We start from the raw sequence: 23,058 nt of genomic DNA on the forward strand, positions 1-23,058 counted from the left end.
CGGTGCTGGTGTGGGTAGCAACCATCGGTTCCGTCACGAAGGAGTTCTGGGGAATTATGACCACTGCGACAACCGCCACGATCACCGTCTACACCAAGCCTGCTTGCGTTCAGTGCAACGCCACGTACAAGGCACTGGACAAGAACGGCCTCGACTACGACATCGTCGACATCACCGAGGACTCCGAGGCCCGCGACTACGTCATGGCGCTCGGTTACCTGCAGGCTCCGGTTGTCGTCACCGGCGACAGCCACTGGTCGGGATTCCGCCCGGACCGCATCAAGGCCCTGGTTGCAGCGGCTGCCTGATCTACCCGGACCCCGTCCGCGAAGGCGGTCCGAAGAGTTCTAGTTGGTTCAAGCGTCACCTGTCAGCAATTCGTGGAGGTCGGGACATGGGGAAGGTTCCCGAACATGCCGCCACGGCCGAGCTCGCTGTTGCTGAGTTCTCCGAGACCCCGCTGATCGTCTACTTCTCGAGCGTCTCGGAGAACACGCACCGATTTGTCGAAAAGCTCGGGATGCGGGCACGACGAATCCCATTGATCGATCACGACGGCACCTTCACCGTCGACGAGCCGTACATCCTGATCAGTCCCACCTATGGTGGGGGCAAGGCATCGGACGGCGCGGAGGTCGGCCAACCCGGGCGTAACTCCGGGTTCGTCCCGAAGCAGGTCATCAAGTTCCTCAACAACAAACACAATCGTTCGTTGATCCGCGGTGTCATCGCTGCGGGCAACACCAATTTCGGCGAAGAGTTCTGTTACGCCGGAGACATTATTTCCAACAAATGCCAGGTGCCCTATCTGTATCGGTTCGAACTGATGGGTGACGCGGACGATGTCGATCGCGTACGTGCCGGGCTCCACGAATTTGCGCAATCACAGGAGTTTTCACAGTGTCGCCAACCGCAACCCCAGTAACCGCAGCCCGCTCCGGCGCCTCGGCCAGTCAGTCGGGCGTCCACGCCGATCCGTCCGGACACGAGCCGGCGGAGATGGACTTCCACTCGCTCAACGCGATGCTGAACCTGTACGACGCCGACGGCAAGATCCAGTTCGAGAAGGACCGCGAAGCGGCCAACCAGTACTTCCTTCAGCACGTCAACCAGAACACCGTCTTCTTCCACAACCTGGACGAGAAGCTCGACTATCTGGTGAAGGAAAACTATTACGAGCCAGAGGTTCTCGAGAAGTACGACCGCGGGTTCGTGAAGGGTCTGTTCGACCACGCGTACAGCAAGAAGTTCCGGTTCCCGACCTTCCTGGGTGCGTTCAAGTACTACACCTCGTACACGCTCAAGACTTTTGACGGCAAGCGGTACCTCGAGCGCTTCGAGGACCGGGTCTCGATGGTCGCGCTCACGCTGGCCGACGGCGACACCATCCTGGCGCGGGCACTGGTCGACGAGATCATCGACGGACGGTTCCAGCCGGCCACCCCGACCTTCCTCAACTCGGGTAAGAAGCAGCGTGGCGAGCCGGTGTCCTGCTTCCTGCTGCGCATCGAGGACAACATGGAGTCGATCGGCCGTTCCATCAACTCCGCGCTGCAGCTGTCCAAGCGCGGCGGCGGTGTTGCCTTGCTGCTGACCAACATTCGTGAACACGGTGCACCGATCAAGAAGATCGAGAACCAGAGTTCCGGTGTCATCCCGATCATGAAGCTGCTCGAGGATTCGTTCAGCTACGCCAACCAGCTCGGTGCCCGTCAGGGTGCCGGCGCGGTGTACCTGCACGCTCACCACCCCGACATCTACCGCTTCCTCGACACCAAGCGTGAGAACGCGGACGAGAAGATCCGGATCAAGACACTCTCGCTGGGCGTGGTCATCCCGGACATCACGTTCGAGCTGGCCAAGAAGAACGACGACATGTACCTGTTCAGTCCGTACGACGTCGAGCGCATCTACGGAGTGCCGTTCGCCGACATCAACGTGACCGAGAAGTATCACGAGATGGTCGAGGATCGTCGGATCCGCAAGACCAAGATCAAGGCGCGCGAGTTCTTCCAGACCCTCGCCGAGCTGCAGTTCGAGTCGGGCTACCCGTACATCATGTTCGAGGACACGGTGAACAACGCCAACCCGATCGACGGCAAGATCACGCACTCCAACCTGTGCTCGGAGATCCTGCAGGTCTCGACCGCCTCGACGTTCAACGACGACCTCTCGTACGAGCACATCGGTAAAGACATCTCGTGCAACCTCGGTTCGCTCAACATCGCCAAGACGATGGATTCGCCGGATATCGCGCAGACGATCGAGACCGCGATCCGCGGACTGACCGCGGTGTCGGATCAGACCGCCATCACCTCGGTGCCCTCGATTCAGAAGGGCAACGACGACTCGCATGCGATCGGTCTCGGGCAGATGAACCTGCACGGGTACCTGGCCCGTGAGCGCGTCTACTACGGCTCCGAAGAGGGCATCGACTTCACGAACATCTACTTCTACACGGTGCTGTTCTACGCATTGCGCGCCTCGAACCGGATCGCCAAGGAGCGCGGCAAGGCGTTCGGCGGCTTCGAGCGGTCGAAGTACGCGACCGGTGAGTTCTTCGACAAGTACACCGAGAAGGTGTGGGAGCCGGAGACCGCCAAGGTCCGAGAGTTGTTCGCGCAGTCCGGGATCACGATCCCGACGCAGGCCGACTGGGTCGAGTTGAAGGCGAGCGTGCAGGAGCACGGCATCTACAACCAGAACCTGCAGGCCGTCCCGCCGACCGGTTCGATCAGCTACATCAACCACTCGACGAGCTCGATCCACCCCGTTGCGGCGAAGATCGAGATTCGCAAAGAGGGCAAGATCGGCCGCGTCTACTACCCGGCGCCGTTCATGGACAACGACAACCTGGACTACTACCAGGATGCGTACGAGATCGGCTACGAGAAGATCATCGACACCTACGCCGCGGCGACGCAGCATGTCGACCAGGGTCTGAGCCTGACGCTGTTCTTCAAGGACACCGCCACCACCCGCGACGTGAACCGCGCGCAGATCTATGCATGGCGCAAGGGCATCAAGACGCTGTACTACATCCGGTTGCGGCAGATGGCCCTCGAAGGCACCGAGGTCGAGGGTTGTGTCTCATGCATGCTGTAAATATTTGTGACACAACACTTTCGGCTACTTCACTTTCGAACATCAGGGGAGCACGATGACGTCCACCCATACCCCCGCAGACGGCGCGCCCATCAAGTTGGTCAGCCGGGTCTCGGCGATCAACTGGAACCGGGTGCCCGACGAGAAGGATGCCGAGGTCTGGGATCGCCTGACCGGTAACTTCTGGCTGCCCGAGAAGGTGCCGGTGTCCAACGACATCCCGTCGTGGGGCACTCTCACCGAGCTGGAAAAGCAGCTCACCATGCGTGTGTTCACCGGCCTGACGCTCCTCGACACCATCCAGGGCACGGTCGGCGCCGTCAGCCTGATCCCCGATGCGAGCACCCCGCATGAAGAGGCGGTGCTGACGAACATCGCGTTCATGGAGTCGGTGCACGCCAAGAGTTACAGCTCGATCTTCTCCACGTTGTGCTCCACCAAGGAGATCGACGAGGCGTTCCGCTGGTCGGAGGAGAACGAACAGCTCCAGGCCAAGGCCCGGATCGTCATGGACTACTACCGAGGCGAAGACCCGCTCAAGCGGAAGATCGCCTCGACCCTGCTCGAGTCGTTCCTGTTCTACAGCGGCTTCTATCTGCCGATGTACTGGTCATCTCGGGCAAAGCTCACCAACACCGCGGACCTGATCCGGCTGATCATCCGCGACGAGGCCGTGCACGGATACTACATCGGGTACAAGTACCAGCGGGCGCTGGAGACGGAGACACCCGAGCGCCGGCAGGAGCTCAAGGATTACACCTTCGAGCTGCTGTTCGAGCTCTACGACAACGAAATCGATTACACCGAAGCGCTCTACGACGACGTCGGCCTGACCGAAGACGTCAAGAAGTTCCTGCGGTACAACGCAAACAAGGCCCTGATGAACCTGGGCTATGAGGCGATGTTCCCGCGGGACGAGACCGACGTGAACCCGGCGATCCTCTCGGCACTCTCACCCAACGCCGACGAGAACCACGACTTCTTCTCGGGGTCGGGCAGCTCGTACGTCATCGGCAAGGCAGTCAACACCGAAGACGACGACTGGGACTTCTGAGAAGTCTGCATAACCTGAAGACAAACCAACCTCCGCACCGGCTCCGTCGGTGCGGAGGTTGGTCTTTCTCCGCCGAGCGGGCCGAAATCACCGCCGAGCGTGCCTTCGTTTCCATCGAGTGGGCCGACGATCAGTCGTATGGTGGGGATCGGAGGTGGTCACGATGGCGACCATGATGCGGCAACATCTGATGGCGGCACTCGGGAGTCTGCGGTACGAACCCACGACCAAGATGGTGACGGTGTCCTCGGCCGATCAGGGCGTCGCACGTACCGAGAAGGCCATCCTGGTCTGGGAACCGCATCGCATCGTCCCGTCGTACGCCGTCCCGGTCGCGGAGCTGCTCTTGCCGCTGGAAGACATCCACCCGTTCACCGTCGAGGTGACGCCCACCGGACTGCTTGATCCGAGCAACGATTTCGGGCAACACACCTGCGCAGGCCGCACCGCGGTCGTGCGTGGCGAGGCCGGTCCGGGTGCGGCGTTCTTACCCGACGGTCTCGACGGGTACGCCGTGCTCGACTTCCCCGCCTTCGATTGGTTCGAAGAAGACGAGCGGATATTCGGTCATCCCCGGGATCCCTTCTCCCGCATCGATATCCGGCACAGCGCCCGGGTGGTCCACGTGGTGTCAGGGGGCGACATCCTCGCCGAATCCGGACATCCGCTGATGCTGTTCGAGACGCACCTGCCGCCGCGGTTCTACCTCTCACCGGGGGATGTGCTGGCGGATCTGGTGCGCAGCGATACGTCGACCACCTGTGCGTACAAGGGGGAGGCCACCCACTGGTCGGTGCCAGACCTGGGTGACGCCGGTATCGACATCGCGTGGAGCTATGAGAATCCGCCCCCGGAGATGCATCAGATCACCGGACGCATCTGCTTCTACCAGGAGAAGGTCGACTTCGTCGTCGATGGTGTCCGGGGTGAGCGGCCGCAGACGCCGTGGTCGCGGTGAGGCCACCCGTGATACCTCTGGAGTGACCACTCCCAGGCGCGGCACCTGACCTGCCGTCGACCGTGCCGATATCACCGTCGAGCGTGCCCAACCGACCGCCGACCGTGCCAAAGCTGCTCTGCTCCATGCAGTTTCGGCACGGTCAGCGGTGATATCGGCACGCTCGACGGTTGGTTGGGCACGCTCGGCGGGTTGTCAGGCGGTGGCCGCGGCGCCTTCGATGGCGGAGACCACCAGGTTGCTCTTGGGCAACTCGGTGCCGGCGGTGACGGCCTCGGTCCACGCAGCAGTGCTGCCGACGGCGGCAAAGTTGGACTGCAGCAACACCATCAACGTGTTGTGCAGGTCTTCGGCGGACACCTTGCCCGCCTCGTTCGCGAGATTGATTGCACCGCTGGCATCGGAGAGAATCTCGGCGGCAAAGCCCAGGCCCTCGGCTTCCACGGCTGATGCCAGATCGCAATTGTTGGTCATGAACCCGACCAGGGTGACCGTGTCGATGCCGTTGTCCCGCAACCATGATGCGAGATCGGTTCCGGCAAAAACGCTGCCGAACTGCTTGTGGACCGCTTTCCGTGGCCCGCTGCCTGCCGCTTCGATGTCCGGGTGAAGCGACCAACCCGGTGTCCCTTCGACAAAGACCGGGGCGCCCGCAGGCATGTGGTGTTGAACGATGACCACCGGGATGTCGTGCGCGTCGGCGACCTCGATCGCGCCGAGGATGTTCGCAAAGGACTCCTCGCGCGGCGGGTACTGGACCTGGAGGGGTCCGTCGAAGTACTCCTGCTGGACGTCGACAACAACAAGGGCGCGGCGGGGTGAGGTCATGGTTACTCCTGAAATGGATCGCGGTGTCGGGGTGGACGCTTTTGATTGTTGCGCCGATCCGGTAGCACCTGTGAGTGGCATAGATGCATAATTTCGATGAGTTCAGGCCAACCTAGGGAGTGCACGTGCGGATCGCGATCTACGCTTTCGACGGCATCACGATGTTCCACCTCGCCGCACCGTTGATGGTGTTCGGCGAACTCGGACGTCTCGGACTGGCATCGGACTGGGAAACGAGACTGTGGTCCGACGAGGCCGGGTCGGTGCGGACGGCCGAGGGCTATTCGGTGGGGGACGTGGCGGATCCGAGTACGGTCGCCTGGGCCGACATCGTGATCATTCCGTCGTGGCCGCTGCCGTTGCAACCGCTCACCGACAGTTTTCGAGGCGAGGTGGTGCGGGCCCACGGGCGTGGCGCACTCGTCGCCGGGCTGTGTCTCGGGGCGTTCGCAATTGCCGATGCCGGTGTGCTCCAGGGGCGTTCGGCGGTGACGCACTGGGAGATGATGCCGGAGATGGCGCAGCGCAGCCCCGGTAGCCAGATCGACGCCTCGGTGCTCTACATCGATCACGGTGATGTGATGACGTCGGCGGGTACGGCGTCGTCGATCGATGCCTGCCTGCATCTGGTTCGCCGGTATCTCGGGTCGGCGGTCGCGACACGTGTCGCCCGCAGTCTGGTGGTTGCTCCGCACCGCGACGGCGGGCAGGCGCAATACATCGAGCGGCCCCTCGCGCGAGCCGCCGAGGACACGGCGATATCGGTTGTGCAGGAGTGGGCACTGGGACGACTCGACGAGACGCTGACCGTCGACCGTCTCGCCGGGCAGGCCCGGATGAGTAGGCGGAGTTTTGTGCGGCAGTTCCAGAAGGCGACCGGAACCACTCCCGCGCGCTGGGTGCTCGAGCAGCGACTCAACGAAGCCCGCGTGCTGCTCGAGACCACCGATTGGGGCATCGACGAGATCGCATCGGCGTGTGGATTCGGCAGCGGTGTCACTTTTCGGCAGAACTTCGGATCCGCCTACGCCACAACACCAACGGCCTACCGTCGGCAGTTCGCAAATATCGGCCGGTGATTCCGACGAGCCGACTCGGATTTGCACTCTTGCGGTTGTCCTGGACGGGTCTGTCGCCTTTTTCGATATTGACCGCGTCTGGCTGCAATACTTGACGGTGACCGAAGGTACAGCGAGGTGCTGAGATGACGATTGCTCCGGTTTCCGTGGACCCACGCGTCGGCCGCGACTCCCGGGCGCGTGTTTCCCGGCGCGAACTGGGGCAGTGGGACCCTGCCAAACGCGGGCACGATGCACTGGCAACCATTTTGGCGCAGAGCGACATTCGCGCCCCGGATCTGCTGCCGATCCGGCACGGACGGATGAGTCACTCGCCATGGACCTACTACCGCGGCGCGGCGGCGGTGATGGCCGCTGATCTGGCTTCCGCACCGCACACCGGGATCATGGTCCAGATGTGCGGGGACGCCCATATTCTCAACTACGGGATGTGGATCTCGCCCGAGCGGCATCTGGTCTTCGACCTCCGCGACTTCGACGAGACCCTGCCGGGGCCGTTCGAATGGGATCTCAAGCGTTACCTGGCCAGTGTGATCGTGTTGGCCCGCGACAACGGGGTGACGGAATCGGTTGCCCAACAAGCAGTTCGACGAGCTTATCGGAGCTATCAGAAGAACATCAAACGCTATGCCGCGATGCCGCAGATCGACGTCTGGTACGACCGGATCGAGGTCCAGCAGTTACACCGGTATGCGAAAAAGGAGAACGAGGAGGCGCTCGATCAACTGATCGAGAGCCGGGCGCGCAAGCGCACCAGTCGGGGTGCATCGAAAAAGCTCCTCATGACGGTGGAAGGTCGGCGCCGGATCACCGAAGATCCCCCGTACCGCACCCACCGCCTCGGCGACGCCGCCGAGGAGATTCTGCGGAGCGTGCTCGCCGAATATCACAAGTCGGTCCCGGACCACCTCGAAAGCCTCCTCGCCCGATATGACGCGGTCGACGCCGCGCGGCAGGTGGTCGGCGTCGGCAGCGTCGGTATGCGGGTGTTCTTGACACTGCTCGAAGAGCAGCGCACCGGGGATCCGTTGTTCCTCCAGATCAAACAAGCCGGACCGTCGGTATACGAGCAGTTCCTCGGCAAGAGCAGGTACGAGAATCACGGTGCCCGAGTTGTACAGGGGCAGCGTCTGATTCAGAGCGCCACCGACATGTTTGTGGGATGGACGTCGTTCCGCTATCCCGAGCTGAACCTGGATCTGGATTTCTACGTCCGGCAATACCGGGACGGCAAGGTCATCCCGAAAGGCGAAGGTGTTGCCCCGGTCCTACCGCGATTCGCCGCTGCCTGCGGACATGCTCTGGCGCGGGCACACGCCCGCAGCGGGGACGCGTCGGCGATAGCGAATTACCTTGGTGGCAGCAACAAGGCAGAGGACGCGCTGGTCGTCTTCGCCGGCGCCTACGCCGACCAGAATGCCGCCGACCATGCCCAGTTGGCCCGGGCGGTCGAGAACGGCGACATTGCGTCGGAGAAGGGTTGGCCGGACATCCCCTGAACGTGGGGTCGGCGTCAGCGGGTGACCTCGTCGAGTTTGCCGGTGGCGACATCGAAGACGAAGCCGCGCAACGAGGTTGTCTTGGTGATGAACGGCGAGTTCTCGATCCGGGCGAGTGACTGTTGGACGTCCTCGTCCAGGTCGGGGAAGGACTCGGCCGACCACGGTGGCTTGACACCGATCTCGTCCTGGATGCCCCGTTTGAACTCGTCGTCGGTGAAAGTCAGCATGCCGCAGTCGGTGTGGTGGATGAGGATGATCTCGGTGGTCCCGAGTAGGCGCTGGCTGATGGACAGGGAGCGGATCTCGTCATCGGTCACCACGCCGCCGGCGTTGCGGATGACGTGGGCTTCGCCGGCCCCGAGTCCGAGGATGCGGTAGACGTCGAGCCTGGCATCCATGCACGCGAGCACCGCGACATGGCGACTCGGTGGCAGCGGTAGTGGGCCGGTGAAGGTCTGCGCGTACGCGCGGTTGTTCTCCAGGTATTCGTCGGTGACGGTCATGCACTCATGCTGGTCGCCGGGCCGGTGGCGCACAAGGTTGCGGTCACCGTGATCGCAACTGCCTTCATGGCGCTGACCTGTGGAAACCACGTTCGCCGACGGGCCGGTGGGGGGAGGCTCAGAGGGAGTCGCGGAGGTTGAGCAGGACGATGTTCGCGGCGCAGAGTCCGCCGGTGCCGAACCAGACCTGATCTTCGACGATCCGCGTGCGACCCCAGGCGGGCGCACCCATGTCGAGCCAGCGATCGGTCTCGAGGACCGACGTACCGCGGTCCTGTCCGTCGGGACCGTCGAAGCCGATGTAGACGATGTCGCCGTCGGCGATCTCGAAGTTCTTGTCGTCGAGGACCGTTGGCCCGGGTTCCCGCTGGCCCGGCGGACGCTGTGCACCGACGTCGGCCAGCACCCGCGCGGCGAACGTGTCGGTGCCCATGACGATCGTGGAATCCGCGGTGAACTGCACCAGGGACACCTGGGTGAATCGAGCGCCGTTGCGTTTCCCGATGGCGGCGGCGGTGTCGAGATATCCCTGGAGTCGCTCGTCCCCGGCCTCGGTCCGTCCGACCGCGGCCGCGACTGCGACGAACCGCTGTTTCCAGTCCGCGGCCGGATCGATGCTCACGTCGGGGACATCACCGAGTGCGACGGTCAGAGGGGAGTTCCCAAGGGTCAGCACAAGATCGGCGTCGGCGTCGGCGGCCTTGGTGGTATCGGGGTCTTCGGTGTCGCCGATGGTGGGCAGTGAATGCACCGCATCGCCCAGGTAAGTCGGCAGCGTGCCGCCAACGGTTGTCGTCGCGACCACACGGTCCTGGAGGCCGAGCGCGCACAGCGCGTCGAGCAGACTCGGATCGGCAACGAGGATCCGCAGCGGGTCGGGTGCGCCGGGGTCGAGCGGGGCAGTCGGCTGACACGTCGTGTTGGCGTCCCGGTCGGGGTTGACCAGATTGACCGCCGCCACGCGCGAGGTGGTCCGCTCGACCGACCCTTCGCCGCCGGGCACCGTCGAGTCGATACAGCCGGTCACGCCGAGGCCGACCAACGCTGCCAATGCCAACACCGCCATGCCGCGCCGAGGGCGGATCACATCGCTCACTGCCACTCTTTCGATGTTGTCTGGAGGGGGGGTCGAATTCCCGACCAAACTAGCACTGTCCCGGCTGACACCGGTTCCCCCTCGGTGCCTCGGATCGGGTGCGCCGAATTCGAATACGACACTTCGTAGGAGGCCCGCGCGGACCCTTCGCAAGGGAGGGTTTACGATCTTCACAGCGCACATTCATCGCCGTGCCCTCATGTCGTGAGCGGAAGTTTTCTCGCCGCGGCGGACCGGAGTGGCCACGCAGGTAGGAGGATCAGTGACCGCGGTAGACCAGCCCACCAAGCAGGTGGTTCCGGTGAGGCCTTACCCCGAGCGCACGGGGCCAAAGGGGTCGTTCATCTACAAGATGCTGACGACGACTGATCACAAGATGCTCGGCATCATGTATTTGGTTGTCTGTTTTGCCTTCTTCCTCATCGGTGGCCTGATGGCCCTGCTGATGCGAAGTGAGCTTTCCGCTCCGGGCTTGCAGTTCTTGTCGACAGAGCAGTTCAACCAGTTGTTCACGATGCACGGCACCGTGATGCTTCTGATGTATGCGACCCCGATCGTCATCGGCTTTGCCAATGTTGTTCTTCCGCTGCAGATCGGTGCTCCGGACGTTGCGTTCCCGCGATTGAATGCGTTCAGCTTCTGGCTGTTCCTGTTCGGATCGACGGTCGCCCTGATGGGCTTCGTCACTCCCGGTGGTGCAGCCGACTTCGGTTGGACGGCCTACACGCCGCTGACCGACGCGGTGCATTCGCCCGGCGCCGGCGCCGACCTGTGGATCCTCGGACTCGGTGTGTCCGGCCTGGGCACCATCCTCGGCGCGGTCAACATGATCACCACCGTGGTCTGCCTCCGCGCACCCGGTATGACCATGTTCCGCATGCCGATCTTCACCTGGAACATCCTGGTGACCAGCGTCCTGATCCTGCTGGCGTTCCCGCTGCTGACCGCAGCCCTGATGGGTCTGGAAGTCGACCGTCAGTTCGGTGCGAACCTGTACGACCCTGCCAACGGTGGTGTGATCCTCTGGCAGCATCTGTTCTGGTTCTTCGGGCATCCCGAGGTGTACATCATCGCGCTGCCGTTCTTCGGCATCGTCTCGGAGATCTTCCCGGTCTTCAGCCGTAAGCCGATCTTCGGTTACAGCGGCCTGGTCTACGCCACGCTCTCGATCGCTGCACTGTCTGTCGCCGTGTGGGCTCACCACATGTACGCCACCGGCGCTGTGCTGTTGCCGTTCTTCTCGTTCATGACATTCCTCATCGCAGTGCCAACCGGTGTGAAGTTCTTCAACTGGATCGGCACGATGTGGAAGGGTCATATGACCTTTGAATCACCGATGCTGTTCTCGGTCGGCTTCATCATCACGTTCTTGTTCGGTGGTCTGACCGGTGTGTTGCTCGCCAGCCCGCCGCTCGACTTCCACCTCTCGGACAGCTACTTCGTGGTCGCACACTTCCACTACGTGCTCTTCGGAACGATCGTGTTCGCCACCTACGCCGGCATCTACTTCTGGTTCCCGAAGATGACCGGACGCATGCTGGACGAGCGACTGGGCAAGATCCACTTCTGGCTGACCATGATCGGCTTCCACATGACCTTCCTGGTCCAGCACTGGCTGGGCAACGAGGGCATGCCGCGCCGCTACGCCGACTATCTGAGTACGGACGGGTTCACCACACTCAACGTGATCTCGACGGTGGGTGCGTTCATCCTCGGTGCCTCGACCCTGCCGTTCCTGTGGAACGTCTTCCGTAGCTACCGCTACGGCGAGGTCGTCACGGTCGACGACCCGTGGGGATTCGGTAACTCGCTCGAATGGGCCACCAGTTGCCCGCCACCGCGCCACAACTTCACCGAGCTTCCCCGGATTCGTTCGGAGCGGCCTGCGTTCGAGCTGCATTACCCGCACATGATCGATCGCATGCGCGACGAGGCACATGTCGGACCCGGACACGGGAAGGCCAGCGACCACGCAGAGAAGGCGCGACGTGATCCACTGACGGTCGGAAGCCACGAATCTTCCACCGACGCGGATCCCAGCTGACCCAGGTTTTCAGCAACGAGAAAAGCCGGTCATCTCCTACGACAAGTAGGAGATGACCGGCTTCTGTCGTCGTTTGGGTTTACGATCAGATCCAGATCATGCCGAGCTCTTCAATCGTGGTCACTGATGGATGGTTTTTGGTGACGTCGTGACCGACCTTTGCAGGTAGGGGGATCCCGTGACCGCGGTAGACAAGCCCAAGACTCTGATTGCGCCGGTACGGCCCTACCCCCAGCGCACGGGGCTCAAAGGTTCGTTCATCTACAAGATGCTGACGACCACGGACCACAAACTGCTCGGCATCATGTATCTGGTCGCCTGTTTCGCGTTCTTCCTCATTGGCGGTCTGATGGCGCTGCTGATGCGCGCCGAGCTGACGGTGCCCGGTCTGCAGTTCCTCTCGACCGAGCAGTACAACCAGCTCTTCACGATGCATGGCACCGTCATGTTGCTGATGTACGCGACCCCGATCGTGATCGGCTTCGCCAACGTGGTGCTGCCGTTGCAGATCGGCGCGCCTGACGTCGCGTTCCCGCGGCTCAACGCGTTCAGCTTCTGGCTGTTCGTGTTCGGATCGACCGTCGCACTGGCGGGCTTCATCACCCCCGGTGGTGCAGCTGACTTCGGCTGGACCGCGTACACCCCGCTGACCGATTCGATTCACTCGCCCGGGCCGGGCGGAGACATGTGGATCCTGGGGCTGGGTGTTTCGGGGCTGGGCACCATCCTCGGCGCGGTCAACATGGTGACCACCGTGGCCTGCCTGCGTGCTCCGGGCATGACGATGTTCCGGATGCCGATCTTCACCTGGAACATATTGGTGACCAGCGTCCTGATCCTGATGGCGTTCCCGCTGCTGACCGCGGCGCTGATGGGTCTGTTCGTCGACCGACAATTCGATGCGAATCTGTACGACCCGGCCAATGGCGGGGTGATCTTGTGGCAGCACCTGTTCTGGTTCTTCGGGCATCCCGAGGTGTACATCATCGCGCTGCCGTTCTTCGGCATCGTCTCGGAGATCTTCCCGGTCTTCAGCCGCAAGCCGATCTTCGGGTACTCGACACTGATATATGCGACCCTCGCGATCGCGGCGCTCTCGGTGGCGGTGTGGGCGCACCACATGTACGCCACCGGCGCGGTGATGTTGCCGTTCTTCTCGTTCATGACATTTGTGATCGCGGTTCCCACGGGTGTGAAGTTCTTCAACTGGATCGGCACGATGTGGAAAGGTCACCTGACCTTTGAGACGCCGATGCTGTTCGCGGTCGGCTTCGTCATCACATTTCTGTTCGGTGGACTGACCGGTGTGATCCTGGCGAGCCCGCCGCTCGACTTCCACCTCACGGACAGCTACTTCGTGGTGGCGCATTTCCACTATGTGTTGTTCGGCACCATCGTGTTCGCGACGTATGCCGGTATCTACTTCTGGTTCCCGAAGATGACCGGGCGCCTGCTCGACGAGCGCCTGGGCAAGATCCATTTCTGGCTGACGTTCATCGGCTTCCACATGACGTTCCTGGTGCAGCACTGGCTGGGCGGTGAGGGCATGCCACGTCGCTACGCCGACTATCTGAGTTCGGACGGGTTCACCGAGCTCAACGTGGTCTCGACCATCGGCGCCTTCATCCTCGGTGTATCGGCGTTGCCGTTCTTGTGGAACGTGTTCCGCAGCTACCGCTACGGCGAGGTGGTCACGGTCGACGACCCGTGGGGATTCGGCAACTCGCTCGAATGGGCCACGACATGTCCGCCGCCGCGACACAACTTCACCGAGCTCCCACGCATCAGGTCGGAGCGGCCTGCATTCGAGTTGCACTACCCGCATATGGTTGAACGCATGCGCGACGAAGCCCATGTGGGTCACATCAGTGAGAAAGCCGAAGCAGCGAAGCACGGACCGCTCGAGGTCGGCAGCCACGAATCCTCCACAGAATCCGATCAGAACTGACGTGACCAGCAACATCAACCCCGGTGCCACCGTGCCCGCGGGTTCCGAAGGAACCACTGTCCTCATCACTGTCACCGGACACGACAAACCGGGCGTCAGCTCGGTGCTGTTCGGGGCCTTGTCGGCCCGGCAGGTGAGCATTCTCGACGTCGAACAGGTTGTGATCCGGGCGCGCCTGACGCTCGGTGTCCTGGTGAAATGCTTCGGCGACAGCGAAGAACTCCAAGAGGTCATCGAGCAGGCGATGGATTCGGTGGGGATCGACGTCACCGTCGAGGTCGGCGCCGACAACGCAACCCGCCGGCTCTCCACCCACGCCGTGGTCGTTCTCGGAAGTCCGGTCAGTGCAAAGGGTTTCAGTGCACTGGCCGGCGAGTTGGCCCGCCAGGGCGGCAACATCGACTCGATCCGCGGAATCGCCGACTACCCGGTCACCGGGCTCGAACTCCTGATCAGCGTCGACCGTGACAGCGTCGCCGCAGACGCCGCGCTCCGCAAGGGTCTGGCCGGTGTCGCCAGCCAGTACGGCATCGACGTGGCCGTCGAACGCGGTGGCCTGGCCAGGCGTGCAAAGCGGCTGATCGTCTTCGATGTCGACTCGACGCTGATCCAGGGCGAGGTCATCGAGATGCTCGCCGCCCGGGCCGGGCGTGAAGCCGAGGTCGCCGCGGTGACCGAGGCCGCCATGCGCGGTGAACTCGACTTCGCCGAGTCGTTGCACCAGCGGGTCGCGGCGCTCGAGGGGCTGGACGTGTCCGTCCTCGATGAGGTCGCGAACGAACTCGAACTGACGCCGGGCGCCCGCACCACCATTCGCACACTGCACCGGATGGGCTATCACTGTGGCGTGGTCTCGGGTGGATTCCGTCAGGTCATCGAGCCGCTGGCGCACGAACTCGAACTCGACTTCGTGAAGGCGAACACCCTCGACATCGCCGATGGCAAATTGACCGGCAAGGTGAGGGGCGAGATCGTCGACCGGGCCGGGAAGGCCACGGCGTTGCGGGCCTTCGCCGACAGCGTGGGTGTGCCGATGGAGCAGACCATCGCCGTCGGCGACGGGGCCAACGACATCGACATGCTGACGGTCGCCGGATTGGGGATCGCGTTCAACGCCAAGCCGGCACTGAAGGAAGTTGCCGACGCGGCGCTGTCGCATCCGTTCCTCGATGCGGTGCTCTTCATCCTCGGTGTCACGCGTGACGAGATCGAGGCGGCCGACGCCGTCGACGGTGTCCTGCGACGCGTTCCACTGAATTGACGATGGAACCCGAAGCGGCAGAGGATCCGGACGCCGCCCCGCGTCCGGACACCTTTGAGCAGCGCTACCAACGCCTGGTCGGATACGTCGGCGGACACAGCGATCCGGGCGACCCCGCGCAGGTGCTGGCGATGCAGATGGTGTTGCACATCCCGAAGTCGGAGCCGGTCGACCGGATCGACCTGCTCACCGCGGCCGCATCCGCGGTGGCGCTGCTGTGTCTCGATGAGCGCAGCGGGGCGGGTGGGCCGTGGGCGACGGCGATGGACAACTGGTGCGATGCCAGGATCCGGAAAATCGCCCGTCGTGCCCGCGGCGCGCATTGGGAAGCGGCTCAGGATGTCCCAGGAGTCACCGCCACGTGCGGGTCGGCGCAGGCCAGGGCGATCGTGCCGGGCCCGGTGGGGCAGACCGATCGCCGGATCGCACGACTGCAGATCGGCGGGACCGAGGTCGACGATCGCAACGATGACACCCCGGCATCCGAGGTCGACGTCGACACTGCTGCCATCCGTCCGACGCTGTGGGTGAATCCGACGCTGGAGATGTCGCTGGGGAAACTGGCGGCGCAGGTCGGTCACGCGTCGATGCTGGCGGTGAAACTGATGGATCTCGGGCAAGCGGCGCAATGGTTTTCTGACGGGTGTCCGGTGCGGGTTCGGATGTCGTCGACATCGGGGTGGGAACGGCTGCTGTCCGCGGATGCGAACGGAATGGCGGTCGCGGTGCGCGATGCCGGGTTCACCGAGATCGCACCGGGTTCGGTGACCGTGATCGCGGAGACCGGCAGGATTTAGCGCGGGCCCATGTCCCCGGGGCTGATGTCCCGGGCCGGCGTCATCGTCTGGTTGCCAAGGGCCGCGAGCAGTTCGAGCTGTTCGAACGCGGTTGTGCTCGGTGCCGCCGAGCAGACGGCGATGCGCAGGTCACTGCCGGGGACGGTCAGGGTGTCGCAGTCGAGGGTGATCGGACCCAGGTCGGGGTGTTGGATGGTCTTGACGTCCGAGAGGTGGACACCGACGACATGAGACGTCCACAGCTCGTCGAATCTGATGCTGGCGCTGCGGATCTGGGAGATCAGTAGCGCCAGCGCCCGATCGTGGGGGTATCGACCCGTCGACGAGCGCAGGTCGGACACCAGGGCTGTTTCGAAACGGTCCTGCTGAGGTGGCGTATGGGCGACCCGGCTGGGGAGGTTGGCAAAATGTCGCCAGGCGACGTTGCGTTCGACACCCCGCCAGGACGACGGATCGCCGGTCAGTGCAGCCCACATGGGATTCCATGAGATGAGGTTCCACGCGGCGTCGTGGACGCTGAGTGGAGTATGCCGCAGTTGATCGAGCAGGCGCCCCACACTGGGCGGAATGTGCGCCGAGATCTGCCCAGCAGTCGGAGTGCTCTGACCGGCAAGGGTGTACAGGTGGTCGCGTTCAAGGTTGCTCAGGCGTAGGGCGCGGGCGATCGCGGCAAGTACCTGGACCGAGGGAGTGGTGGCGCGGCCGCGCTCCAGTCGCACGATGTAGTCCACCGACAGACCGGCCAGCAATGCGAGTTCCTCGCGTCGCGATCCGGGCGCTCGCCGGACACCGCCGGACGGCAGGCCGACGTCAGCGGGGTTGGTGCGGTCACGCCAGTGGCGCAAGGCGTTGCCGAGTGTCGCGGTGTCGTTCACTGCACCAGTCTTCCGTAATGCGACGAAATCAGCCTGGTACTGGCGCACCCCCCGCTGATGAGGGCTCTGTCTGTCTCGGGATCTGCCCGGCAGGCTGGGGTCATGACAATTTTTGTGATCACCGGGGCGAACAAGGGCCTTGGCTTCGAAACTGCCCGCGGCCTGATCGATCTGGGCCACACCGTATTTCTCGGGGCGCGGGATCGGCAGCGGGGTTCGATCGCCGCGAAGACACTCGGTGCCCGGCCGTTGCTGATCGATATCACCGACGACTCGTCGGTGTCCGCTGCGGCGGACGCTGTGCGGGCCGAGGTCGGGCACATCGATGTGCTGATCAACAACGCCGGTATCGCCGGCCCGAACGCAGCGACCGGGGACATGACCGCGGCAGACCTTCGAGAAGTGTTCGACACCAACGTCTTCGGTGCTGTCCGCACCACCCGCGCGTTCCTGCCGCTGTTGCAGGCCTCGGAGGCGCCGGCCGTGGTCAATGTCAGCAGCAGTCTGGGCTCGCTGACCATCAACTCCGATCCTGCGGCGTACACGCACATCCTCGAAGCCTGGGCGCCGCTGCTGGCGTACAACTCGTCGAAAGCGGCCTTGAACATGCTGACCATCCTGTATGCGCAGGCTTATCCGCAGCTCACCGTCACCGCGGTCGATCCGGGTTTCACCGCCACCGATCTGAACGGCCACCAGGGTGCGCAGAGCGTCGAAGAAGGTGCGGCGGCGATCGTGGCCGCTGCAACAGCCGGACCGGCCGCCCGGACTGCCACTTTTGCCGGAACATCCGGACCGATCCCGTGGTGAGCGCTGGGCCCTGCGCTCTTCTGGCCGGCTTCTCGATATCGCAGGCTGCGGCATGCGCCGCGGTTGATTAGTCTCGGGCCATGACCGAACTCCCGGACTGGGCGGCGTCCCTCGACCTGGCACCTCACCCGGAAGGCGGTTTCTACCGTCAGACCTGGATCAGTGATCTGGCCATCCCGAAATCGGTGCTACCGCAGGGATATCCTGCAGGGCGGCCCGGCGCCACTGCCATCCTGTTCCTGCTCATGCCCGGACAACAATCGGCGTGGCATACCGTACGCGGCGCCGAGATCTGGTTGCATCACCGCGGTGCGCCGGTGGCGTTGGGCCTGGGAGGTCTGGGCGCGGCGCCGACGAAGGAGCACACCGTGTACGTCGGATCGGACGTGTTGGCCGGCCAACATCCCCAGTACGTGGTGATACCCGGTGAATGGCAGCGCGCTTCACCGCACGGCGACGAGGCGTCGTTGGTGAGTTGTATTGTGGTGCCCGGCTTCGACTTTGCTGATTTTTCAATGGTCGAATCCGATTCCGGGCAGAACTGATTTTCGTTTCATTTCCCGACACTCCAACCTGGGCGCCCGGTGATCCGGTGCCGTGCGGCACGATAGGGGGGTGCGCGAAACGGATCCAGACCTGCTGATCGACTTTGAAGATGTGGTGCTGCGACGTGAGGGAAACAACCTCGTCGGGCCCATCACCTGGAAGGTGGAGCTCGACGAACGGTGGGTGATCCTCGGACCCAACGGCGCGGGCAAGACCTCGCTGATGCGGATGGCCTCTGCCGAAACCCACCCGAGCAGCGGAAGTGCGTTCCTGCTCGGTGAGCCGGTCGGACGCACCGAGGTGCGGGAGCTGACCGCGCGGATCGGCGTCACGTCGGCCATGCTCGCCGATCGCATCCCCGCCGACGAGGTGGTCAGTGATCTGGTCGTCTCGGCCGGTTACGCGGTGCTGGGTCGCTGGAAAGAGGTCTACGACCAGGTCGATCGTGATCAGGCGCTGGAGATGCTCGAGTCGATGGGTGCCGAGCACCTGGCGAACCGGAAGTTCGGCACGCTGTCCGAAGGCGAACGCAAGCGGGTGCTGGTCGCGCGGGCGCTGATGATCAACCCCGAGCTGCTCCTGCTGGACGAACCGGCGGCCGGACTCGACCTCGGTGGTCGTGAAGAACTCGTGGCCCGCCTGGAGGTGCTCGCCGCCGACCCCGATGCCCCCGCGACCGTTCTGGTGACACACCACGTCGAAGAGATCCCCAACGGGTTCACCCACGCGATGCTGTTGAAGGAGGGCGTGGTGGTGGCCCAGGGATTGATGGAAGACGTGGTGACCTCGGCGAATCTGTCGGAGGCGTTCAGCCAGTCGATCGTTCTGTCCAAGTCGGGAGGCCGGTACTTCGCCAGGCGATCGCGCCGCGCGGGTGGACATCGAAGGCGCGCCGAATGAGTTTCACGATGGCGGAGAATCCCGAGTCGGTCCCGATCCGCGGTGCCGCAACGGTGGTGCTGATCCGCGAGAACCCGCAACCGCAGACACCGATCGACGTGTTCTTGATGCGCCGGGTGAAGGCCATGGACTTCGCCGGCGGTGTGACCGTGTTTCCCGGCGGCGGGGTTGATCCCCGTGACGCCGAAGCCGACCTCGCCTGGGTCGGTCCGGACGAGGACTGGTGGGCCGAGCAGTTCCACACCGATGCCGCCACCGCGCAATCCTTGGTGTGCGCAGTGGTTCGTGAGCTGTTCGAAGAGTGCGGTGTGTTGCTGGCCGCCGACGCCGACGGGACATTTCCCGACACCTCGGCGCTGAGCGCGGAGCGGGCGGCGCTGGTCGACAAGTCTTTGTCGTTTGCCCAGTTCCTCCGCGACCACCAGTTGCTGTTGCGGGCTGATCTGCTGCGTCCGATGGCGCACTGGATCACCCCGCTGGGGGAGCGGCGGCGCTACGACACCCGGTTCTTCCTCGGGGTGCTCCCACAGGGACAGCACGCCGACGGTGAGACCACCGAGGCGTCCGAGAGCGGCTGGAGCACACCGCAGGCCGCCCTGGCGGACTGGGAAGCGGGCAACACCTTGTTGCTGCCCCCGACCTGGGCGCAGCTACGCGACCTGACCGAATGTGGCAGCGTCGATGAGGCACTGACCCGTGAGCGCCGCATCGAGGCCATCGAGCCCACCCTCGTTTCCACCGGCGAACACGTCCGGATCGTGTTCGACGAAGAAGACGTCTACGGAGTCGAGCGCACGTTCCTGAAGTGACCCCCCGTCGACCGTGCCGATAACGCCGTTGACCGTGCCCTTATCGCCGTCGAGTGGGCCGAAAATGCGCCTGTTGTCGGTCAGTCGGTGTCCGGGTCCGGTGTGGGTTCGGCGCCCTCGCGTTCGTCGCGGTCGGCCCATTCCAGCAGGGTGTCCAAGCGGTAGGCCTTGTCGTCGATTTCGGCATGCAGGTCGCCGAGTTCGGCGAACCGGGCCGGGACGGTGGCAATCGTGAACTCCCGGGGGTCGACGTCGTCGATCTCGTCCCAGGCGATCGGTGTCGAGACGGTGGCCTCGGGATTGCCGCGCACCGAGTACGCGCCGGCGATGGTGTGATCGCGGGTGTTCTGGTTGTAATCGACGAAAACGGTTGTCGGGTCGCGGTCTTTGCGCCACCACGTGGTGGTGACCTCGTCGGGTGCGCGGCGCTCGACCTCACGGGCGAACGCGTGCGCTGCCCGCCGGACATCGGCGAAACCCCACTCGGGTTCGATGCGGACGTAGATGTGCAGGCCCGAGCCGCCGGACGTCTTGGGGAAACCGCGCATCCCGAGGTCGTCGAGGACCTCGTGGGCGACGTGTGCGCTGCGGCGGACCCGGTCGAACGAACAGTCCGGCATCGGATCGAGGTCGATCCGCCACTCGTCGGGCTTCTCGGTGTCGAAGCGGCGGGAGTTCCATGGGTGGAACTCGACGGTCGACATCTGCACGGCCCAGATCACGCTGCCCAGTTCGGTCACACAGACCTCGTCTGCGGTCCGGCCGAAGCGGGGGAAGTAGATGTTGACGGTTTCGAGCCAGTCGGGGGCACCGGAGGGGATTCGTTTCTGGTGGACCTTCTGGCCGGCCACACCCTTGGGATACCGGTGCAGCATGCAGGGACGATCCCGCAACGCGCGGACGATGCCGTCGCCCACGGAAAGGTAATAGTGGACAAGATCGAGCTTGGTTTCACCGCGGGCCGGAAAGTACACGCGCTGGGGACTCGAGACGCGGACGAGGCGTTGGCCGACCTGGACCTCGACCGGCTCGCCGTGCGAGCTTGTTGCCATTACCCGACAGTAGGGTATCGGCGGTCGACCCGGTAGCCTGCCAGGCATGCCTGAGTTCGTATCGTTGCAGACCTCTGAGGAATTTCCCGGGGTCGGAACCATCCTCCTGAATCGCCCGCCGATGAACGCGCTGAGCCGTCAGGTCCAGACCGAATTGGCGCAGGCCGCCCGCGAGGCGACCCTGCGCGACGACATCAAATCCGTGGTTGTCTACGGCGGACCCAAGGTCCTCGCGGCCGGTGCCGACATCAAAGAGATGAACGACATGGACTACGCCGAGATGCGCAAGGTGGCCGGCCGGCTACAGAGCGACATCGGTTCGATCTCGACCATCCCGAAGCCCACGGTCGCGGCCATCACCGGCTACGCGCTCGGCGGCGGACTCGAAGTGGTGCTCGGCGCGGACCGCCGGATCGCCGGCGACAACGCGAAGCTCGGCGTACCCGAGGTCCTGCTCGGCCTGATCCCCGGAGGCGGTGGCACACAACGCCTGGCCCGTCTGATCGGACCGGCCAAGGCCAAGGACCTCGTCTTCACCGGACGTTTCGTCGGTGCCGCCGAGGCCCTCGAGATCGGTCTGGTCGACGAGGTCGTCGCACCCGACGAGGTCTACAACGCCGCCCTCAAATGGGCCTCGCAGTTCAGCGGTGCCGCCAGTGTTGCGATCGCGGCGGCCAAGGCCGCCATCGACGAGGGCCTGGACACCGACCTGACCACCGGCCTGAAGATCGAAGAGCACGTCTTCGCAGCGCTGTTCGCCACCGAGGACCGCAAGATCGGGATGGCCTCGTTCATCGAGAACGGGCCGGGCAAAGCCAAGTTCGTCGGCAAATAAACACTTCGGTAAACAAGCACATCGATGCGAAAGTAGTTGTAGAGCGTATGACTTCGTCTCCCAACGATCCCGCACCCAACCCGCACGCAACCGCGGACGAGGTGCAGGCGGCACTGCACGACAGCAAGCTCGCCCAGGTGCTCTACCACGACTGGGAAGCCGAGTCGTATGACGACAAATGGTCGATCAGCTACGACGAGCGCTGCATCGACTACGCCCGCGGCCGTTTCGACGCGGTGGCGGGCGACGAGCCGCTGCCGTACGAGCGCGCACTCGAATTGGGCTGTGGCACCGGATTCTTCCTGCTGAACCTGATGCAGGGTGGCATTGCCAAGAAGGGTTCTGTCACCGACCTGTCGCCGGGCATGGTCAAGGTGGCGCTGCGCAACGCCGAGAACCTGGGCCTGGACGTCGACGGGCGGGTCGCCGACGCCGAGACGATCCCGTACGAGGACAACACGTTTGATCTGGTGGTCGGGCACGCTGTGCTGCACCATATTCCGGACGTCGAGAAGTCTTTGCGCGAGGTCATCCGGGTGCTCAAGCCGGGCGGCCGGTTCATCTTCGCCGGTGAACCGTCGACCATCGGTGACTTCTACGCGCGCTGGCTGTCCCGCGCCACCTGGGCCGCGACCACCACCGTCACCAAGTTCGGTCCGCTGCAGAGCTGGCGCCGACCGCAGGCCGAGCTCGACGAATCGTCGCGGGCCGCAGCGCTCGAGGCGGTTGTCGACATCCACACCTTCGATCCGAGTGATCTCGAGGAGATGTCACGATCCGCCGGTGCGGTGAACGTCAAGACCGCCACCGAAGAGTTCGCAGCAGCAATGCTCGGATGGCCGGTGCGTACGTTCGAGGCAGCGGTCCCACCCGGAAAGCTCGGTTGGGGTTGGGCACGGTTTGCTTTCGGCGGTTGGAAGAACCTCACCTGGCTGGACGAAAATGTCCTGCGGAAAGTGGTTCCGCCGAAGTTCTTCTACAACGTGATCATCACCGGCACCAAGCCCGAGTAGGGGCCGAAGTGGTGGGTTCTGGTCAAAGCGCTGTTCGCTCACC

Annotated in this window: 22 protein-coding genes; 17 read left to right on the forward strand and 5 right to left on the reverse strand. The window is 63.9% G+C overall.

Translation table 11 applies throughout. The features are described from left to right. The first annotated feature begins 56 nt into the window (after positions 1–56). The 5 genes from nrdH to AC51GR_RS05265 all read left to right on the forward strand — a co-directional run bounded on the left by nrdH (position 57) and on the right by AC51GR_RS05265 (position 5,117). Positions 57–308 (forward strand): glutaredoxin-like protein NrdH, encoded by a 252-nt coding sequence (nrdH, locus tag AC51GR_RS05245; RefSeq protein ID WP_495515245.1) that lies wholly within the window; start codon positions 57–59, stop codon positions 306–308. Positions 309–394: 86 nt separating this feature from the next. Beyond that, positions 395–925 carry a class Ib ribonucleoside-diphosphate reductase assembly flavoprotein NrdI gene (nrdI, locus tag AC51GR_RS05250; protein ID WP_496323551.1) on the forward strand — a complete coding sequence of 177 codons (531 nt, stop codon included), beginning with the start codon at positions 395–397 and terminating at the stop codon, positions 923–925. After that, a complete protein-coding gene (nrdE, locus tag AC51GR_RS05255; protein WP_496323552.1) occupies positions 901–3,105 on the forward strand; it encodes a class 1b ribonucleoside-diphosphate reductase subunit alpha in 2,205 nt (734 codons plus the stop codon). Before nrdI ends, nrdE begins: the two co-directional genes overlap by 25 nt. A 55-nt stretch (positions 3,106–3,160) precedes the next feature. Further along, positions 3,161–4,159, forward strand: coding sequence for a class 1b ribonucleoside-diphosphate reductase subunit beta (gene nrdF / locus AC51GR_RS05260; RefSeq protein ID WP_496323553.1), 999 nt, complete (start codon positions 3,161–3,163; stop codon positions 4,157–4,159). A gap of 163 nt (positions 4,160–4,322) precedes the next feature. Further along, a complete protein-coding gene (locus AC51GR_RS05265; RefSeq protein WP_496323554.1) occupies positions 4,323–5,117 on the forward strand; it encodes a DUF427 domain-containing protein in 795 nt (264 codons plus the stop codon). 195 nt (positions 5,118–5,312) lie between these two features. Here AC51GR_RS05265 and AC51GR_RS05270 read toward each other — a convergent pair whose 3' ends face one another. Beyond that, a complete protein-coding gene (locus tag AC51GR_RS05270) occupies positions 5,313–5,945 on the reverse strand; it encodes an isochorismatase family protein (RefSeq protein ID WP_496323555.1) in 633 nt (210 codons plus the stop codon). A 125-nt stretch (positions 5,946–6,070) separates the two neighbouring features. Here AC51GR_RS05270 and AC51GR_RS05275 point away from each other — a divergent pair, with 125 nt between their 5' ends. Beyond that, positions 6,071–7,024, forward strand: a complete 954-nt coding sequence (locus tag AC51GR_RS05275; RefSeq protein WP_496323556.1) for a GlxA family transcriptional regulator — start codon at positions 6,071–6,073, stop codon at positions 7,022–7,024. A gap of 125 nt (positions 7,025–7,149) precedes the next feature. Then, positions 7,150–8,523: a DUF2252 domain-containing protein gene (locus AC51GR_RS05280; protein ID WP_496323557.1), complete on the forward strand. Its 1,374-nt coding sequence runs from the start codon at positions 7,150–7,152 to the stop codon at positions 8,521–8,523. Positions 8,524–8,537: 14 nt separating this feature from the next. Here AC51GR_RS05280 and AC51GR_RS05285 read toward each other — a convergent pair whose 3' ends face one another. Further along, positions 8,538–9,029 carry a beta-class carbonic anhydrase gene (locus tag AC51GR_RS05285; protein ID WP_496323558.1) on the reverse strand — a complete coding sequence of 164 codons (492 nt, stop codon included), beginning with the start codon at positions 9,027–9,029 and terminating at the stop codon, positions 8,538–8,540. A gap of 118 nt (positions 9,030–9,147) precedes the next feature. Further along, entirely contained in the window at positions 9,148–10,125 is a 978-nt protein-coding gene (locus AC51GR_RS05290) for a TroA family protein (protein ID WP_496323559.1), read from the reverse strand. 262 nt (positions 10,126–10,387) lie between these two features. Here AC51GR_RS05290 and ctaD (AC51GR_RS05295) point away from each other — a divergent pair, with 262 nt between their 5' ends. The 4 genes from ctaD (AC51GR_RS05295) to AC51GR_RS05310 all read left to right on the forward strand — a co-directional run bounded on the left by ctaD (AC51GR_RS05295) (position 10,388) and on the right by AC51GR_RS05310 (position 16,175). Further along, the gene (gene ctaD / locus AC51GR_RS05295) at positions 10,388–12,169 is read left to right on the forward strand and encodes an aa3-type cytochrome oxidase subunit I (RefSeq protein ID WP_496323560.1); all 1,782 of its coding nucleotides are present in this window, start codon (positions 10,388–10,390) and stop codon (positions 12,167–12,169) included. 178 nt (positions 12,170–12,347) lie between these two features. Further along, complete coding sequence (gene ctaD, locus AC51GR_RS05300) at positions 12,348–14,117, forward strand: aa3-type cytochrome oxidase subunit I (RefSeq protein WP_496323561.1); 1,770 nt, start codon at positions 12,348–12,350, stop codon at positions 14,115–14,117. Between the two features lies 1 nt (position 14,118). Beyond that, positions 14,119–15,378 carry a phosphoserine phosphatase SerB gene (gene serB, locus AC51GR_RS05305; protein WP_496323562.1) on the forward strand — a complete coding sequence of 420 codons (1,260 nt, stop codon included), beginning with the start codon at positions 14,119–14,121 and terminating at the stop codon, positions 15,376–15,378. 2 nt (positions 15,379–15,380) lie between these two features. After that, on the forward strand, positions 15,381–16,175 hold the full coding sequence (locus tag AC51GR_RS05310) for an aminoacyl-tRNA hydrolase (protein ID WP_496323563.1): 795 nt from the start codon (positions 15,381–15,383) through the stop codon (positions 16,173–16,175). On the opposite strand, the gene AC51GR_RS05315 is transcribed toward AC51GR_RS05310, so the two are convergent. Beyond that, positions 16,172–17,050: a helix-turn-helix domain-containing protein gene (locus AC51GR_RS05315; RefSeq protein WP_496323564.1), complete on the reverse strand. Its 879-nt coding sequence runs from the start codon at positions 17,048–17,050 to the stop codon at positions 16,172–16,174. The genes AC51GR_RS05310 and AC51GR_RS05315 overlap by 4 nt on opposite strands. 102 nt (positions 17,051–17,152) lie before the next feature. Between AC51GR_RS05315 and AC51GR_RS05320 the strand changes: the two genes are divergently transcribed. The 4 genes from AC51GR_RS05320 (at position 17,153) to AC51GR_RS05335 (ending at position 20,115) form a co-directional block, all read left to right on the forward strand. Next, positions 17,153–17,860, forward strand: a complete 708-nt coding sequence (locus tag AC51GR_RS05320; RefSeq protein ID WP_496323565.1) for an SDR family NAD(P)-dependent oxidoreductase — start codon at positions 17,153–17,155, stop codon at positions 17,858–17,860. 80 nt (positions 17,861–17,940) lie between these two features. After that, positions 17,941–18,405, forward strand: a complete 465-nt coding sequence (locus AC51GR_RS05325) for a cupin domain-containing protein (protein WP_496323566.1) — start codon at positions 17,941–17,943, stop codon at positions 18,403–18,405. Between the two features lie 70 nt (positions 18,406–18,475). Continuing rightward, entirely contained in the window at positions 18,476–19,306 is an 831-nt protein-coding gene (locus tag AC51GR_RS05330) for an ABC transporter ATP-binding protein (RefSeq protein ID WP_496323567.1), read from the forward strand. Further along, a complete protein-coding gene (locus tag AC51GR_RS05335) occupies positions 19,303–20,115 on the forward strand; it encodes an NUDIX hydrolase (RefSeq protein ID WP_496323568.1) in 813 nt (270 codons plus the stop codon). The genes AC51GR_RS05330 and AC51GR_RS05335 overlap by 4 nt, the downstream gene beginning before the upstream one ends. A gap of 80 nt (positions 20,116–20,195) precedes the next feature. On the opposite strand, the gene ligD is transcribed toward AC51GR_RS05335, so the two are convergent. Then, complete coding sequence (ligD, locus tag AC51GR_RS05340; protein WP_496323569.1) at positions 20,196–21,167, reverse strand: non-homologous end-joining DNA ligase; 972 nt, start codon at positions 21,165–21,167, stop codon at positions 20,196–20,198. 46 nt (positions 21,168–21,213) lie between these two features. Here ligD and AC51GR_RS05345 point away from each other — a divergent pair, with 46 nt between their 5' ends. Continuing rightward, complete coding sequence (locus AC51GR_RS05345; RefSeq protein WP_496323570.1) at positions 21,214–22,002, forward strand: enoyl-CoA hydratase/isomerase family protein; 789 nt, start codon at positions 21,214–21,216, stop codon at positions 22,000–22,002. A 47-nt stretch (positions 22,003–22,049) separates the two neighbouring features. After that, complete coding sequence (locus AC51GR_RS05350; RefSeq protein ID WP_496323571.1) at positions 22,050–23,015, forward strand: class I SAM-dependent methyltransferase; 966 nt, start codon at positions 22,050–22,052, stop codon at positions 23,013–23,015. Positions 23,016–23,058 lie beyond the last annotated feature (43 nt).

The organism is Williamsia sp. z71, from assembly GCF_059553375.1.